At 61.6% G+C, this 14,401-nt stretch carries 22 protein-coding genes; 7 read left to right on the top strand and 15 right to left on the bottom strand.

Annotated features, from left to right (window positions below; genetic code table 11):
• Nucleotides 1-40 precede the first annotated feature (40 nt).
• Nucleotides 41-469, bottom strand: a complete 429-nt coding sequence (locus tag BVH74_RS03735) for a hypothetical protein (protein WP_080048770.1) — start codon at nt 467-469, stop codon at nt 41-43.
• A gap of 82 nt (nt 470-551) precedes the next feature.
• On the opposite strand from BVH74_RS03735, the gene pip reads away from it, so the two are divergent.
• Nucleotides 552-1,523, top strand: a complete 972-nt coding sequence (gene pip / locus BVH74_RS03730; protein ID WP_080048769.1) for a prolyl aminopeptidase — start codon at nt 552-554, stop codon at nt 1,521-1,523.
• A gap of 3 nt (nt 1,524-1,526) precedes the next feature.
• Nucleotides 1,527-1,964 (top strand): D-aminoacyl-tRNA deacylase, encoded by a 438-nt coding sequence (dtd, locus tag BVH74_RS03725; protein WP_080048768.1) that lies wholly within the window; start codon nt 1,527-1,529, stop codon nt 1,962-1,964.
• 1 nt (nt 1,965) lies between these two features.
• Here dtd and BVH74_RS03720 read toward each other — a convergent pair whose 3' ends face one another.
• From BVH74_RS03720 to BVH74_RS03710, 3 genes are all read right to left on the bottom strand, one after another.
• Nucleotides 1,966-2,313: a GlpM family protein gene (locus BVH74_RS03720; protein WP_080048767.1), complete on the bottom strand. Its 348-nt coding sequence runs from the start codon at nt 2,311-2,313 to the stop codon at nt 1,966-1,968.
• Nucleotides 2,314-2,377: 64 nt separating this feature from the next.
• On the bottom strand, nt 2,378-2,968 hold the full coding sequence (locus BVH74_RS03715; protein ID WP_080048766.1) for a 2-hydroxychromene-2-carboxylate isomerase: 591 nt from the start codon (nt 2,966-2,968) through the stop codon (nt 2,378-2,380).
• A 36-nt stretch (nt 2,969-3,004) separates the two neighbouring features.
• Nucleotides 3,005-3,733: an SDR family oxidoreductase gene (locus tag BVH74_RS03710; RefSeq protein ID WP_080048765.1), complete on the bottom strand. Its 729-nt coding sequence runs from the start codon at nt 3,731-3,733 to the stop codon at nt 3,005-3,007.
• Between the two features lie 110 nt (nt 3,734-3,843).
• Between BVH74_RS03710 and BVH74_RS03705 the strand changes: the two genes are divergently transcribed.
• Nucleotides 3,844-4,341: a winged helix-turn-helix transcriptional regulator gene (locus BVH74_RS03705; RefSeq protein WP_080048764.1), complete on the top strand. Its 498-nt coding sequence runs from the start codon at nt 3,844-3,846 to the stop codon at nt 4,339-4,341.
• Here the strand turns inward: BVH74_RS03705 and BVH74_RS03700 are convergent.
• Nucleotides 4,338-5,366: a GlxA family transcriptional regulator gene (locus BVH74_RS03700; RefSeq protein ID WP_205890211.1), complete on the bottom strand. Its 1,029-nt coding sequence runs from the start codon at nt 5,364-5,366 to the stop codon at nt 4,338-4,340. The genes BVH74_RS03705 and BVH74_RS03700 overlap by 4 nt on opposite strands.
• A gap of 145 nt (nt 5,367-5,511) precedes the next feature.
• Here BVH74_RS03700 and BVH74_RS03695 point away from each other — a divergent pair, with 145 nt between their 5' ends.
• The gene (locus BVH74_RS03695; RefSeq protein ID WP_080051607.1) at nt 5,512-6,078 is read left to right on the top strand and encodes an OsmC family protein; all 567 of its coding nucleotides are present in this window, start codon (nt 5,512-5,514) and stop codon (nt 6,076-6,078) included.
• On the opposite strand, the gene BVH74_RS03690 is transcribed toward BVH74_RS03695, so the two are convergent.
• The 9 genes from BVH74_RS03690 to ubiE are packed head-to-tail and all read right to left on the bottom strand — an operon-like array spanning nt 6,075 to nt 11,912.
• A complete protein-coding gene (locus BVH74_RS03690) occupies nt 6,075-6,782 on the bottom strand; it encodes a 16S rRNA (uracil(1498)-N(3))-methyltransferase (RefSeq protein ID WP_080048762.1) in 708 nt (235 codons plus the stop codon). The two genes, BVH74_RS03695 and BVH74_RS03690, sit on opposite strands and share 4 nt — an antisense overlap.
• Nucleotides 6,779-7,552, bottom strand: coding sequence for a twin-arginine translocase subunit TatC (tatC, locus tag BVH74_RS03685; protein WP_080048761.1), 774 nt, complete (start codon nt 7,550-7,552; stop codon nt 6,779-6,781). Before tatC ends, BVH74_RS03690 begins: the two co-directional genes overlap by 4 nt.
• On the bottom strand, nt 7,539-7,898 hold the full coding sequence (gene tatB / locus BVH74_RS03680; RefSeq protein ID WP_080048760.1) for a Sec-independent protein translocase protein TatB: 360 nt from the start codon (nt 7,896-7,898) through the stop codon (nt 7,539-7,541). Before tatB ends, tatC begins: the two co-directional genes overlap by 14 nt.
• 6 nt (nt 7,899-7,904) lie before the next feature.
• Entirely contained in the window at nt 7,905-8,144 is a 240-nt protein-coding gene (gene tatA / locus BVH74_RS03675; protein WP_080048759.1) for a twin-arginine translocase TatA/TatE family subunit, read from the bottom strand.
• A gap of 22 nt (nt 8,145-8,166) precedes the next feature.
• Nucleotides 8,167-8,499 (bottom strand): phosphoribosyl-ATP diphosphatase, encoded by a 333-nt coding sequence (locus tag BVH74_RS03670; protein ID WP_080048758.1) that lies wholly within the window; start codon nt 8,497-8,499, stop codon nt 8,167-8,169.
• Entirely contained in the window at nt 8,492-8,905 is a 414-nt protein-coding gene (hisI, locus tag BVH74_RS03665) for a phosphoribosyl-AMP cyclohydrolase (protein ID WP_080048757.1), read from the bottom strand. Before hisI ends, BVH74_RS03670 begins: the two co-directional genes overlap by 8 nt.
• A gap of 33 nt (nt 8,906-8,938) precedes the next feature.
• Nucleotides 8,939-10,531, bottom strand: a complete 1,593-nt coding sequence (gene ubiB / locus BVH74_RS03660) for a ubiquinone biosynthesis regulatory protein kinase UbiB (RefSeq protein ID WP_080048756.1) — start codon at nt 10,529-10,531, stop codon at nt 8,939-8,941.
• Nucleotides 10,528-11,151, bottom strand: a complete 624-nt coding sequence (locus BVH74_RS03655) for a ubiquinone biosynthesis accessory factor UbiJ (RefSeq protein ID WP_080048755.1) — start codon at nt 11,149-11,151, stop codon at nt 10,528-10,530. The genes ubiB and BVH74_RS03655 overlap by 4 nt, the downstream gene beginning before the upstream one ends.
• Nucleotides 11,151-11,912 carry a bifunctional demethylmenaquinone methyltransferase/2-methoxy-6-polyprenyl-1,4-benzoquinol methylase UbiE gene (gene ubiE, locus BVH74_RS03650; RefSeq protein ID WP_080048754.1) on the bottom strand — a complete coding sequence of 254 codons (762 nt, stop codon included), beginning with the start codon at nt 11,910-11,912 and terminating at the stop codon, nt 11,151-11,153. The genes BVH74_RS03655 and ubiE overlap by 1 nt, the downstream gene beginning before the upstream one ends.
• 142 nt (nt 11,913-12,054) lie before the next feature.
• Between ubiE and BVH74_RS03645 the strand changes: the two genes are divergently transcribed.
• From BVH74_RS03645 to BVH74_RS03635, 3 genes are all read left to right on the top strand, one after another.
• Nucleotides 12,055-12,330 carry a polyhydroxyalkanoic acid system family protein gene (locus tag BVH74_RS03645; protein WP_080048753.1) on the top strand — a complete coding sequence of 92 codons (276 nt, stop codon included), beginning with the start codon at nt 12,055-12,057 and terminating at the stop codon, nt 12,328-12,330.
• A gap of 163 nt (nt 12,331-12,493) precedes the next feature.
• On the top strand, nt 12,494-12,916 hold the full coding sequence (locus BVH74_RS03640) for a phasin family protein (protein ID WP_080048752.1): 423 nt from the start codon (nt 12,494-12,496) through the stop codon (nt 12,914-12,916).
• A gap of 20 nt (nt 12,917-12,936) precedes the next feature.
• On the top strand, nt 12,937-13,719 hold the full coding sequence (locus BVH74_RS03635) for a phasin family protein (protein WP_080048751.1): 783 nt from the start codon (nt 12,937-12,939) through the stop codon (nt 13,717-13,719).
• Between the two features lie 52 nt (nt 13,720-13,771).
• Here BVH74_RS03635 and BVH74_RS03630 read toward each other — a convergent pair whose 3' ends face one another.
• The gene (locus BVH74_RS03630; RefSeq protein WP_080048750.1) at nt 13,772-14,398 is read right to left on the bottom strand and encodes a TetR/AcrR family transcriptional regulator; all 627 of its coding nucleotides are present in this window, start codon (nt 14,396-14,398) and stop codon (nt 13,772-13,774) included.
• Nucleotides 14,399-14,401: the final 3 nt, after the last annotated feature.

Below are 14,401 nucleotides of genomic sequence, written 5' to 3'. Positions count from 1 at the left end.
CGCAGCAGAGCGCTAGAAACGCGCCACTCCGTGGTTGCTGCTATTCCCAACTCAGGCGATGAACGCGCCAGTCGCCGTCATCTTCCAGCCAGTCCAGGGTGATGCGGTAATAGCGGGTACTGTCGGGTATGAAACGCTCTGCGCCGCCCAGGGTGACCTGGGCCTCAGTGCGGGCCTGACCACTGTAGATCGGGTCGATTTGGGTCGTCTGGTTCAACACCAGCACCTGAATGCGCTGGTGCTGAAGAAACAGCAGGGCCATAGTGCGTCTGGCCCAGTCGCGGTCATAGGGCTGATGAGCGTTGAACTCCGGGTGCAGCAGTTTCAGCACCCGCTCGCTGGAGCGTGCTTCGATCGCCTCCTGCAACTCGGTGAGACTGCGATTGAGCTGCTCATCCGGGCTCGGACGTGAGCAGCCGAGCAGTATCAGGGCCAGCAGGCCCAGTGCGAAAAAACGTACAGGTGACATATGCCTCGCCGGTCAGTAATGTGGTGTGTTGAGCATATCGCCAGGCGCGACAAAGTCGCCCGCCCAGCCCAGGAGCCCCATCATGCAGCTGCTGTACCCGGAGATCAAACCCTACGCCCGGCATGAACTGGCGGTGCAGTCACCACATGTACTTTACGCCGATGAAAGTGGCCAGGCTGAGGGGCTGCCGGTGGTATTCATTCACGGTGGTCCCGGAGCGGGGTGCGATAGCCTGAGCCGGCGTTTTTTCGACCCCTCGATCTATCGAATCATCACCTTTGACCAGCGCGGCTCGGGGCGTTCAACGCCACATGCCAGTCTGGAACACAACACTACGGCTGATTTGATCGATGACCTGGAGGCGCTGCGCGAGCATCTGGGTATCGAGCAGTGGGTGCTGTTTGGTGGTTCCTGGGGCTCGACCCTGGCGCTGGCCTATGCTCAGGCCCACCCCCAGCGGGTGTTGGGAATGATCCTGCGTGGGGTGTTTCTCTGCCGTGACCAGGATATCCACTGGTTCTACCAGGAAGGCGCCAGTCACGTGTTTCCCGATTACTGGGAGGACTATGTATCGCTGATCCCCGAGGCCGAGCGCGATGACATGGTGGCTGCCTACTATCGGCGCCTGACCGGTGATGACGAGATCTGTCGCATGCATGCGGCCAAGGCCTGGTCGGTGTGGGAGGGGCGCTGCGCCACGCTGCGCCCGAGCAGCCAGGTGGTCGAGCGTTTCAGCGAGGCCCGCCGGGCTTATGCCATTGCCCGGATCGAGTGCCACTACTTCATCAATCAGGCATTTCTGGAGCCCGATCAGTTGCTGGCCAACATGGGCCGCATCGCCCATATCCCAGGGATCATCGTCCACGGTCGCTACGATATGGTTTGTCCGCTGGACAATGCCTATGCCGTACATCAGCGCTGGCCTGGCAGTGAGCTGCAGATCATTCGCGATGCCGGGCACGCCGCCTCCGAGCCGAGTATCGCCGATGCGCTGGTGCGGGCGACTCAGAGCATGGCCCAGCGCCTGTTGAATCTGACCCCGCAGGCGGAGTAAGGCATGAAGGGTTTGCTGCAACGGGTACGCCATGCCCGGGTTGAGGTCGCCGGCGAGGTGGTGGGTGCGGTTGATCAGGGGCTGCTAGTGCTGGTCGGTGTCGAGCCAGGCGATGATCAGGCCAAGGCCGACAAGCTCCTGCACAAGCTGCTCAACTACCGGGTCTTCAACGATGCCGAGGGGCGGATGAACTGCTCGCTCCAGGATGTCGGCGGCGGGCTGCTGCTGGTTTCGCAGTTTACGCTGGCGGCCGACACCCGCAAGGGCCTGCGCCCGGGATTTTCCACCGCAGCCGCGCCAGCACTGGCCGAAGAGCTGTTCAACTACCTGCTGGAGCGGGCCCGGGCCAGCCATCCGCAGGTTGCCAGTGGCCGCTTTGGTGCTGACATGCAGGTTCACCTGGTCAACGACGGCCCGGTGACCCTGCTGCTCGAAGTCTGAGTTATTGCAGCGGGTAGATCCGCGACCAGACATGGACCAGGATTGCTGCGGCCACGGTCCAGGCGGCCACCGCCAGCAGCAGGGTGATCAGCAGCGAAAAGCGTTGGCTGAACCAGGCGACCGCCAGCAGATAGAGGGCGTAGGGAATCAGCGACCAGAGCCCGAAGATCGCAGTCATGCGCAGATCACTGGAGAGTCGCTGAGTGCCCACCACGTAGTGGGCGATGATAGTGAAGGTAGGGAACAGCGGTACCAGTCCGGCAATGTAGAAATGCCGAGATTTGGCCAACAGCGCTATAGCCAGCACGGCCAGAGCGCCGAGCAGGCATTTGAACGCAAGCGAAAGCATGACAGGGTTCCGGGTGTAGATAGTCCGCCAAAGCTAGGCCGCGGAACCCTGGTCGTCAAGCCTTTCACTCCGCTTGCAGCGCCTGCTCGACAAAATCCAGCCGGTCCTGGCCGAAGAACATCTCGTCGGCCACGAACAGCGTCGGTGCCCCGAACACTCCACGCTCAATCGCTTCAGCGGTCAATTGCTTGAGCCGCTCCTTGGTGGCAGGGTCGTTGCACAAGGCCAATACTTCCTGCGGATCGAAACCGGCCTTGGCCAGCACAGTACCTACTACCTCGGGCTGGTTCATGTCCTGGGCATCCACCCACATGGCTTTGAAGATGGCGCTGAGGTAGTCGGCAAAGCGCGGACCGTCCAGATAGGCCGCCGCCCCGCGCATCAGCAGCAGGGTGTTGATGGGAAAGTACGGATTGTGGTTGAAGGCGACGCCGTAGCGCTGGGCAAAGCGCTGAAAATCCAGCCGGGTATAACGACCCTTGGCCTCGATGGTGGCCGGTGAGCTGTTGCCGGTGGCCTGGAACACCGCGCCCAGCAGCATGGGTTTCCAGACGATCTCGGCCTGCTGCCGCGCAGCCAGGGCTGGGAGCTGGGTCCAGGCCAGGTAGCTGGCTGGGCTGCCGACATCAAAGAAGAATTCGACTTGTTTGCTCATCGCAAGGTCTCCGGTGCGTTTGTTCAATGCGTTAAATCAGAACGTTTCCATCCACGGGCGCAGATCCAGTTCATGGGTCCAGCAGTCACGCGGCTGGCAATGCAACTGCCAGTATTGCTCGGCAATGTGCTCCGGATCGAGAATCCCGGCCTGGTCCTTGAGCGCGTAGCGCTCGGGGAAATTGTCGCGGATAAAGGCGGTGTCGATGGCCCCGTCAATGATCGGGTGGGCAACGTGGATACCCTGCGGGCCGAGTTCGCGAGCCATGCTCTGGGCCAGTGCCCGTAGCGCGAACTTGGCGCTGGCGAAGGCGGCAAAGCCGTTGCCGCCGCGCAGTGAGGCAGTCGCCCCGGTGAAGATGATGGTGCCCCGGCCTCGCGGCAGCATCGCCTTGGCCGCTTCCCGGCCGCTGAGAAAACCCGCCAGAGCGGCCATTTCCCAGACCTTGCGATAAACCCGCTCAGTGGTTTCGGTAATGCCGAAGCGGACGTTGGCGCCAATATTGAATACCACCACGGCAATCTCGCCGATGTCACGCTCAATGTGCTCGAACAGCTCCACCATCTGCTCCTCGCGCCGGGCATCACAGCCAAAAGCATGCGCCTGGCCACCTTCGGCGCGGATCTGCTCGGCCAATGGCTGCAGGGCATCGGCCTGACGTCGGGTGATGCACAGGGTAAAACCTTCACGGGCGAAACGGCGGGCAATGGCGCCGCCGGTGGCGTCGCCGGCACCGATGACAATAGCGACCTGGGCTTTGGGCATGTTGTTGTCCTCGTTAGTTCTGTTTTGGAACCTACAGATTAATACTCAGTTCCTTTTTGGAACCTGTCAAGCTATTATTCTGTGCAGACCATCCTCAAGGAGTCCTGCCCATGCGCTGGGAAGATCTCGATCAACAACCTTGTTCCCTGGCCCGCACCCTGGCGGTGGTCGGCGATCGCTGGACCTTGCTGGTGCTGCGTGACTGTTTTCTCGGGGTGCGCCGGTTCGACGAGTTCGAGCGGCGTCTGGGTATTACCCGGCACATTCTCACCGACCGTCTGAAAAAACTGGTCGAACACGGCGTATTGCGCAAGCAGGTTTATCAGCAGCGCCCGCTACGTGAAGAGTACCGGCTGACCGACAAGGGGCTGGAGTTGCACCCGGTACTGCTGGCGCTGGTGCACTGGGGCGATCGGCATATGGCCGATGAGCGCGGCGCGCCGGTGCTGCATGTGCACAAGGGCTGTGGCCAGGTCATGCGCCCGGTGATGGTCTGCTCCGAATGCGGTGAGCCAGTCGGTGCCCGTGATGTGCAGGTTCAGGCTGGTTTTGGCTGGCGTGATGATGACGTGCTGCCGACGCTGGTCGGCGCGCCGCGAGCCGATTAGTCCAGAGCCCGGGCCAGTGGCTGGAACAGGCGCCGGTATTGGCCCGGAGTCAGTCCGGTCAGGCGTTTGAACAGCCGGCGAAAGAATGAGGTGTCCTCGTAGCCGGCCGCCAGGCTGATGTCTTCGATCGCCAGGCGCGACTGCTCCAGCAGCCGTTTGGCCGCTTCGATCCGCAGGTTTTGCAAATACTCAATCAGCGAGCAGCCGGTGGCCTGCTTGAACCGGCGCTTGAGCGTACGTTCGGGCAGCGCGGCCTGTTGCAGCAGGTGCGCCAGTGCCTGACTGTCCTGAAAGTTGTCCTGCAGCCAGCTTTCGCAGCGCCGGACCACGGCGTCGGCATGGGGGGTACGCCGTACCAGTCCGGTAAAGGGTAACTGACCCTCATCGTGCCACTTGAGCAGATAGACCTTGGCGATTCGCAAGGCCTCGCCGATGCCGATATGCCGGGCAATGATGTGCAGAGCCAGGTCATGCCAGGAGGTGGTGCCGCCGGCAGTAACCAGCCGGCCATTGGGCTGAGCGACCACCAGGTTGGCTTCGGGGTGGAATCGAACCTGAGGGTAGCGCTGGCGAAACAGATCCTGATAGCCCCAGTGCGAGGTCGCCGCGCAGTTATCCAGCAACCCGCTTTCGGCCAGCAAAATGGCGCCGGAACAGGCTGAATAGATCGCCACCCCAGCGCGATATTGAGCTTGCAGCCAGCGCATCAGTTCGGGATAGCGACCGTCCAGCCGTTCCTCCGGAGCCAGCCAGATTTCCGGAATGATCAGCAGCTCGGCGGGCGGGGCCTGACTGATGCTGCAGACCGGCTCGACCGGGATGCCGTGCCCGCAGTGAAAGGGGCTGTCGGACAAGGCGACGATGCTGACCTCGAAGCAGCGCCGGGGCGGCTCATCGGCGACCAGGGTCTGCCACAGGTTGCCGGTGGCCAGCAGCACGTCGAGCATGCCGTACAGCGCTGAGCCGGCGGTTTCCGGCAGTGCCAGGATCTGGGCGCGAACGGGCTGGCTGCTGGCGTTCATCATGAAACCTCCGTACGGAAGTGGCACGAATGCCCTGTTTTTGTCAAAACTCCATCTGATCGGCTGCCAGTCGACAGCTTATCTTGCCTGCAAGCGCGAACGTTTTAGCGCTTGCATCGATAATCACTGTAGCAATGAGGAAGGCAAGATGAACGCACAAGCTCCGGCCCTGACCCGCAATGGCCTTGACCTGGCCCAACTGGACCAGACCATTAACCTGCTGAGTAACCAGCCCAGCCTGGCGCAATTCGAATTCCGCGCCAGCAACCAGTGGATCAATGGCGGGGAAAACCGCTCGCAGATTCGCGGCTTCTACGGCGTAGGTGCCGAAGACCAGTCACGCAGCGCCGATTTCGTTTACACCAACGGTGAGCCGCCGGTGTTGCTGGGCCACAATGAAGGTGCCAACCCGGTGGAGTACCTGCTGCATGCGCTGGCCGGTTGTGTCACCACTACCACGGTGCTGCATGCCACGGCTCGAGGTATCACCATCCGCAAGCTGTCGACCCGATTGAGCGGCACGATCAATCTGGAAGGTTTTCTCAATCTCGATCCGCAGGCCACGGTGGGCTATGAAAGTATCCGGATTGAGATGGCTATCGAGGCCGATTGCAGCGATCAGGAACTGGATGAGCTGCTGGCTTTTGCCAAGGACCATTCGCCGGTATGCAATACCGTCTGCCGGCCGGTGCCGGTGATGCTGGAACGGGTTTAGAACAGTCGGCCGATCAGGGCTGTAACTGCGGTTTCCACGCGCAGGATGCGCTCGCCCAGTTGTACCGGTTGCAGTCCGGCCTGACACAGTTTGTCCACTTCATAGGGGATCCAGCCGCCCTCCGGGCCGATGGCCAGCAGCAGCGGCTGGGTCACAGCCCGGGGGCAGGCCGGGTAAGGGCCGGGATGGGCCAGCAGTCCCTGTTTGTCGCTCAGCAGCGCTGGCAACTGATCTTCGACAAAGGGCTTGAAGCGCTTTTCAATACGTACCTGTGGCAGCACGGTATCGCGGGCCTGCTCCAGTCCCAGCAGCAGGTTGTGGCGGATTTGCTCGGGCTGCAGAAACGGCGTCTGCCAGAAGCTCTTTTCCACCCGATAGCTGTTGAGCAGGATGAGTTCGGCCACGCCCAGGCTGGCGCAGTGCTGAAGGATGCGGCGCAGCATCTTGGGTCTGGGCATGGCCAGCAGCAGGGTCAGTGGCAGCTTGGCAGGCGGTGGCTGGTCGAGCTGAACCTGCAGTTCGGTGCTGTCAGGGCTCAGGCTGAGAACTTCGGCCTGGCCCATCAGCCCTCCCAGCCGGCCGACCCGCAGTAGGTCGCCAACTTCGGCCTGATGAATCTCCAGCATGTGCTTGAGCCGTCGCCCGCTGAGCCGCACCCGGTCGCTGGCGACGAAGTCGTCGTCTTCGAGCAGTAGCAGGTTCATGCCGCTGGCGGGGACTCGTCACTGCCACTGGGGCGCGGGCGGATAAACCGGCTGAACAGGATGCCGACTTCGTACAGCAGCCACATCGGCAGCGCCAGCAGGGTCTGGGATATAACGTCCGGCGGGGTCAGTACCATGCCGATGACGAAGCAGCCGACCACCACATAAGGGCGGATGCGGCCAAGTTTTTCGACCGTTACCGCGCCGCTGAGCACCAGTAGTACGGTGGCCACCGGGATCTCGAACGCCAGGCCGAAGGCCAAAAACAGAGTCAGGACGAAATCCAGGTACTTGTTGATGTCGGTCATCACCGCCACACCGGCCGGCGCGGTACTGGTGAAAAAGCCAAACACCAGCGGGAACACCACGTAATAGGCGAACGCCATGCCGGCATAGAACAGCAGGATGCTGGACACCAGCAGCGGCACCGCCAGACGCTTTTCGTGCTTGTACAGGCCAGGGGCTATGAAGCCCCAGAGCTGGTGCAGCACGAACGGCATGGCGATGAACAACGCACAGACCAGGGCCAGCTTGAACGGGGTCAGGAACGGCGAGGCCACATCGGTGGCGATCATGCTGGTGCCTTCAGGCAGATAGACCCGCAGTGGCTCGGAGATAAAGGTATAAAGATCGTTGGCGAAGTAGAACAGCCCGGCAAAGATCAGCAGCCAGACCAGGATGATGCGCAGCAGCCGGGAGCGCAGCTCGGTCAGGTGAGCGACCAGCGGCATGTCGTCGGCTGCAGGTGTGGGCTTGTTATCGCTGTTCATCACGGGGTGCTGGGCTGTCATGGTCAGGAGCTGTGCTGGGCTGGTCCGGTGTGTCAGTCTGCGCATCGGTCGTGACGTTCTGGTTACCGTTGCGTTTCACGTTGGAGCTTTTGCCCAGGGCCTGCTTCTCCAGCTCGGCCATGATCCGTTCGTTGTGCAGTTGCTGGCGCAGTTCGTCGGCACCGATTTCACGCTCGACCTGCTCGCGCACTTCACTGAAGCCACGCTTGATCCGGCCAATGGTCAGGCCCACGGTGCGCACAGCACCAGGCAGGCGCTCGGGACCGAGCACCAGCAGGGCGATGATGGCCACCACCAGCATTTCGATGAAACCGATATCGAACATGGACGATCAGTCCTTGGACTGGCTGTCCTGTTTCTTTTCGGCGGTGACGTCGATGGTATCGGCGTCTTTCTTCTCGATGCTGTCGTTAGCTGGCTTGTCTTCGTCCTGATTGACCGATTTGCGAAAGCCCTTGATCGCTTCGCCCAGATCGCTGCCGATGCCTTTGAGCCGCTTGGTGCCAAACAGCAGGATCACGATCAGCAGAATGATCAACAGTTGCCACAGGCTGATGCCGCCAAAACCCATTGCCTACCTCCAGGGCATTGCCCTATTTGTGTTGACGGGACGCTTTCTCTTCAAGACCGGACAGGTCGAAGCGGCGTTCCAGTTCTTTCAATATGTCGTCCGGGCCCAGGCCCAGATGGCTGAGCATGACCAGGCTGTGAAACCACAGGTCGGCGGTTTCGTAAACCAGCTCCGACTTGTCGTCACGGTGCTCGCAATCCTTGGCCGCCAGCAGGGTTTCGGTGCATTCCTCGCCGACTTTCTCCAGAATCTTGTTCAGGCCCTTGGCGTGCAGGCTGGCGACATAGGAGCCGTCGGCACTGGCCTGCTTGCGCTGTTCCAGAACCGCGGCCAGGCGGGTCAGAGTATCACTCATGTTTGTGCTCGTAGATCTGTTCGGGGTGCTTGAGCACCGGGTCTACCACCTGCCACTGGCCATCTTTCCAGACCCGGTAGAAGCAGCTCTGACGGCCGGTATGACAGGCGATGCCGCCCAACTGTTCGACCATCAGGATGATCACATCGGCGTCGCAGTCCAGGCGCAGTTCATGCAGTACCTGCACGTGGCCGGACTCCTCGCCCTTGCGCCACAGCTTTTGCCGTGAGCGAGACCAATAGATGCCGCGCCCTTCCTCGGCGGTCAGGCGCAGCGCTTCACGGTTCATCCAGGCCACCATCAGTACGCGTTGGGTGTGTACGTCCTGGGCGATGGCAGGAACCAGACCGTCAGCATCCCATTTGATGCAGTCCAGCCAGGCGGTGTCGTTGGATATCGGGTTCATGGGCTAAGTGTGCCAGTTATGTCATGCATCGCGCTAGCGGCGCAGTATCAGCCAGGCGCCAATGGCGCCGCTGAGCCAGTGTATGGCCGGCGTCTGGCTCCAGTCGCCGGGATTCAGGCCCAGCCCGGCGGCGCCGAATCCGAGCAGTAGCAGCCCGGCCAGGCGCAAAGGCCAGACCGACCGGCTGTGTGCTGAACGGGCCGGCTGCGGGTGAGCCAGGTGCTGCAGCGCCTGCTGAGCGTTGTCCAGTAGCAGCGGCAGACGTTCCAGGTGTTGCTGGGCATGGCGCCATTGCTGTTGGGGCAGTGCCCGTTCACGCATCCAGCGCTCCAGATAGGGCTGGGCGGTTGTCCACAGATCGAGATCGGGGTAGAGCTGGCGTCCCAAGCCCTCGATGTTGAGCAGGGTCTTTTGCAGCAACACCAGTTGCGGCTGGACCTCCATATTGAAGCGCCGGGCGGTCTGGAACAGTCGCAGCAGCAACTGACCGAAAGAAATGTCCTTGAGCGGACGTTCGAAGATCGGCTCGCAGACGCTGCGGATTGCTGCCTCGAATTCGTTGACCCGGGTGTCGGCGGGTACCCAGCCGGAGTCGATGTGCAATTGCGCGACCCGGCGGTAGTCGCGCTTGAAGAAGGCCATCAGGTTGCGCGCCAGGTAGGTCTGATCTTCGGGTGTGAGGCTGCCAACGATGCCGAAGTCGATGGCGATGTACTGCGGCTCCCACGGGTGCTTGTGGGCAACGAAAATGTTGCCCGGGTGCATGTCGGCATGGAAGAAGCTGTCGCGGAACACCTGGGTGAAGAAGATTTCCACGCCGCGCTCGGCCAGCTTGCGCATGTCGGTGCGTTGATCGGCCAGAGCCTCCAGGTCGGTCACCGGGATGCCGGTGATGCGTTCCATGACCAGTACCTTGTGGCGGCACCAGTCCCAGTAGATGCGCGGTACATAGAGTAGTGGCGAGTCTTCGAAGTTGCGTCGCAGTTGCGAAGCGTTGGCTGCCTCGCGCAGCAGATCAAGTTCGTCGAAGATGGTTTTTTCATAGTCGCTGACCACTTCGACCGGGCGCAGCCGCCGGCCTTCACTGGAGAGCTTTTCCAGGGCTCGAGCGGCCAGGAACAGCCACTGGATATCCTGGTCGATGATCTCGCCGATGCCCGGGCGAATGACCTTGACCACCACTTCGCTGCCATCCTTGAGTCGGGCGGCATGCACCTGAGCCACCGAGGCTGAGGCCAGTGGCTGATCACTGAAACTGGCGAAAACCTGCTCGATCGGTTGGCCGAGCTGTTGCTCGATCCGCTGCCGGGCCTGATCAGCCGGGAATGGCGGTACCTTGTCCTGCAAGTGGGCCAGTTCCAGGGCGATGTCGTCAGGTAGCAGATCGCGGCGGGTCGAAAGAATCTGACCGAACTTGATGAACACCGGACCCAGGTCCTCGCAGGCCCGCCGCAGCCGCTCGCCGCGGCTGAGCTGGCGCGGCGCCGGACGCAGTCGCCAGGGACCGATGGCCAGTAGCAGGCGCGCCAGCCAAGGTAGCGGCAGCGGGCTCAGCAACTGGTCGAGGCGATAGCGGATAAAGATCTGCAGGATGCGCAGCAGGCGCAGCAAGGCGGTCAGGTTCATGCGTCGGGCGTTTCCGGGTCCGTGGGGCCAAGTTGATTGACGCGGGCTTCCAGGCGCTCCAGGCGCAGCCGCAGGTCGTAAAGTTTGCGGCTGGCGACATCGGCTTCGTCGCGACCGATCAGTTGGCGCGACTCTTCGGTCAGGTACTCGCCCAGGGTTCGGGTCAGGCTGTCGTGGGTCTGGCCGGCCCAGTCACGACCATGGCGCAGCAGCTTGACGATCAGTGGGGCGACCACCGGACCGACCCAGCGGGCCAGCTCGGCTTCGCCGTCCAGACGCAGGTCAGCGATGATGTTTTGCAGGCTGATCAGTACCTGGCTGTCACCTGTGAGGGTCAGGGCCGGATCCTGCAACAGGCGTTGGCGCTGACTGCTCAGGGCCAGCCGGGCCAACAGCGCGCTGGGCGCGCTCAGCGTGCAGTCTGGCTCAAGTTCGGCGCTGGCCAGCAACTGAATACCGTCGGCGTCGGGGAGCAGGCACAGCTGCCAGTCAGGGTCGCGGGCCTGGATCAACAGTACCTTGCCGGCCAGTCGGCCAAGCCGTTGGGCGGTCACCGGGTCGCGGGCAACGGCCAGCGCCAGACTGCGTTCGATCCCGGCGAGCAGAGCCTGGGTCAGCATCAGGGCTTGATTCCCCGGTGCAGGGCAACGATCCCGCCGGTCATGTTGTGGTAACTGACCCGGGCAAAGCCGGCCTCTTCCATCATCGCCTTGAGGGTTTCCTGATCCGGATGCATGCGGATCGATTCGGCCAGGTAGCGGTAGCTTTCGGCATCGTTGGTCACCAGCTTGCCCATCAGCGGCATCAGGGTGAACGAATACTGGTCGTAGGCCTTGGACAGCAGCGGGTTGCCCGGTTTGGAAAACTCCAGCACCAGCAGGCGACCACCTGGCTTGAGTACCCGCAGCATTGACTCCAGCGCACGGTCCTTGTGGGTGACGTTGCGCAGGCCGAAGGCAATGGTGATGCAGTCGAAGTGGTTGTCCGGGAACGGCAGGGCCTCGGCGTCGGCCTGGACGAAGCGCACATTGCCAGCCACGCCCTTGTCGAGCAGCCGGTCGCGTCCGACCTTGAGCATCGAGGCGTTGATATCAGCCAGCACCACCTCGCCTTCCGGGCCGACCAGACGCGAAAACTTGCGAGTCAGATCGCCGGTGCCGCCGGCGATGTCCAGCACCCGGTTGCCCTGGCGCACGCCGGACAGTTCGATGGTGAAGCGTTTCCATAACCGATGGATACCGGCGGACATCAGATCGTTCATCAGGTCATACTTGGCTGCGACCGAGTGGAACACTTCGGCGACCTTGTTGGCCTTTTCCGATTCGGCCACCGTCTGGTAGCCAAAATGGGTAGTGCGCTCGGAATCGTTGTGCTTGTTCATCGGCTTGCTCTGAGATGGCGGTTCAGCCACACATTCTAACCATTTTTTCCCCGTCAGCGGGGGATTTCACCGAGACTTGCTGTCGCATGGCGACGCAGTTTGCGGCATGCTATGGGCCGATTAAAACCATAAGGAGCAGGCCATGGCCACCGTAGACATTACCCGTGAACACAGCTTGGGCAAGGACGTTGCCCGCGAACGCGCTCAGCTATTGGCCGACAAGCTGGCGCAAAAGCTGGATGCCAAGTGTGAGTGGTGCGGCGACGAGTTGACCTTCAAGCGCAGCGGCGCCGATGGTTCGATCCTGGTCAGCGATGACAGCGTGCGGGTCAAGGTCAAGCTGGGGCTGATGCTGACCCCGATGGCCGGGATGGTCAAAAGCGAAATCGAAAAGGCCCTGGACAAGTATCTGGCCTGATCACTGCTGCCGAAGTCGGGGTGCGTCCAGCTTCGGCGCTCTATGGTTTTGCCATTTTCGCGTTTTAGTATGCGTATTCTAATTTTCCTGCGTAGTTTGAGCATCAGGGATCGGTAACCGGTCCGGTGCTGTACCACTTTCAAACTGAACAGGAGTACTGAACATGGCCAAAACCACCGCCAAGAAAGTTGAAGAAACCACCGCTTCGCTGGTCAGCGACGTGAAGAGCTACGCCCATCAGATCTGGCTGGCAGGCCTGGGTGCCTATGCCAAGGCCGGCAAAGAAGGCGCTGAATACTTCAAGCTGCTGGTCAGCGAAGGCGAAGCTGCCGAGAAGCAGGGCAAGGAGCTGATTGCTGCGCGCCTGGAAGCGGCCAACAGCAAGATTGAAAGCTTCAAGGAAAAGGCCCGGGAAACCGTGCAGTCGAAAACCGGCGTGCAGCTGAGCAAGGTTGAAGAAGTGTTCGACGATCGGGTTGCCTCGGCCCTGGGCCGGATGGGTATTCCGAGCAAGAAGGACATTGACCTGCTGTCTGCTAAGCTTGATGATCTGAGTGCTGCACTCAAGTCACTGCAAAGCAAGTAAGGTCACAGAGGAGTTTCTCCATGGCGGGTAAGAAGAAACAGGAAAAGGACGCTGGCTGGGTCAGCGAGATCGAGAAGTACTCGCGGCAGATCTGGTTGGCTGGTTTGGGCGCATACGCCAAGATGGGCAAGGAGGGCGTCAAGCTCTTCGAAGGCCTGATCAAGGACGGCGAGGCGGCTGAAAAGGCTGCCAAGGCTGAGATCGACAAACAGGTTGAAGCGATCAAGGGCAAGGCTGACAAAGGCAAGAAAGACTCGCTGGATGCGGCCAAGACCAAGGTCGAGAAGGCTAAGGACAAGGTCACTGGCAAGTGGAGTGAGCTGGAAGAAGCCTTTGACAAGCGTCTGAATAATGCTGTGTCCCGCCTGGGGGTTCCCTCCCGTGATGAGATCAAGGCGCTTAATGCTAAGGTCGATGAGCTGACCAAGCTGATTGGTCAGTTGTCTGGCACCAAGGCGCCGGCTGCCAAGGTCGCGCCCAAGGCTACGCCGAAGGCTGCAGCCAAACCGGCCGCCAAACCGGCGGCAGCGAAACCGGCAGCCAAGCCCAAGCCTGCAGCGAAAGCGGCCGCAGCCAAAGCCCCGGCGGCCAAGCCTGTAGCCAAGCCCGCGGCAAAACCGGCAGCGCCAGCCAAGCCCAAGGCAGCGGCCAAGCCGAAAGCGCCGGCCAAGCCTCGGGCGCCAGCCAAACCCAAGGCGACCCCGGCTGCAACCAAGGCGGCTGAGCCGGCTCCGAGTGCTGCGCCAGCAGCGACTCCGGCCGCAGCTCCGGCTGCACCGAGCACGCCGGCCAGCACTAGCTGAGCATCGCGCTTGATCCGAACCGGGCCTCAGGGCCCGGTTTTTTTATGGCTGTTCAGACTTGACGTCGATAGCGCAGGATCAGCATGGCCCACCATTCCTGGGCCGGTGAGGCCAGGTATGGTTGCAGCGGACTCATGACCTGAATGACGGCCTGGACCGGGTCGGCCTGCTCATCACCGTAGGCGATGCGCTGATAGTCGAACCAGAACAGCAGGGTCTGGGATTGATTGTCCAGCAGCCACAGCAGGCTGTCGTCATCAAGTGTCAGGGCACCGCTGCGCTGCAAGCTGTGCAGCAGGTGCTCCAGGCTTTGGCGCAAGGCCTGTAGCCATTGGCGCATGGCGCGCTGGATAAAGGTGTGACGGCCCATCAGGTTGGACAGATCCTGGAACAGGAAGCGGTAGGTGATGATCGCCTCGAGCAACAGGTGCAGGAACAGCCAGTAGTCTTCCGGTTCCAGTTCATCGGGCATGGCCTCGACCCGCAGCAGTCCGCGGGTATGCTCGAGAAACGCCTCGAGCAAGGCTTCCAGCAATGCCTCCTTGCCCTTGAAGTGGTAGTAGAGGTTGCCCGGGCTGATATCCAGTTCGTTGGCTATCTCCAGGGTGGTGACATTGGGCTCGCCCTGCTCGTTGAACAGTTCGAGTGCACAGGCCAGGATCCGGTCGCGGGTTTTCATGAT

This window comes from Halopseudomonas phragmitis (assembly GCF_002056295.1).
GTDB classification, from domain to species: domain Bacteria; phylum Pseudomonadota; class Gammaproteobacteria; order Pseudomonadales; family Pseudomonadaceae; genus Halopseudomonas; species Halopseudomonas phragmitis.
The sequence above is the reverse complement of the archived record's forward strand: the minus strand, read 5'-3'. Positions and strand labels throughout refer to the sequence as shown.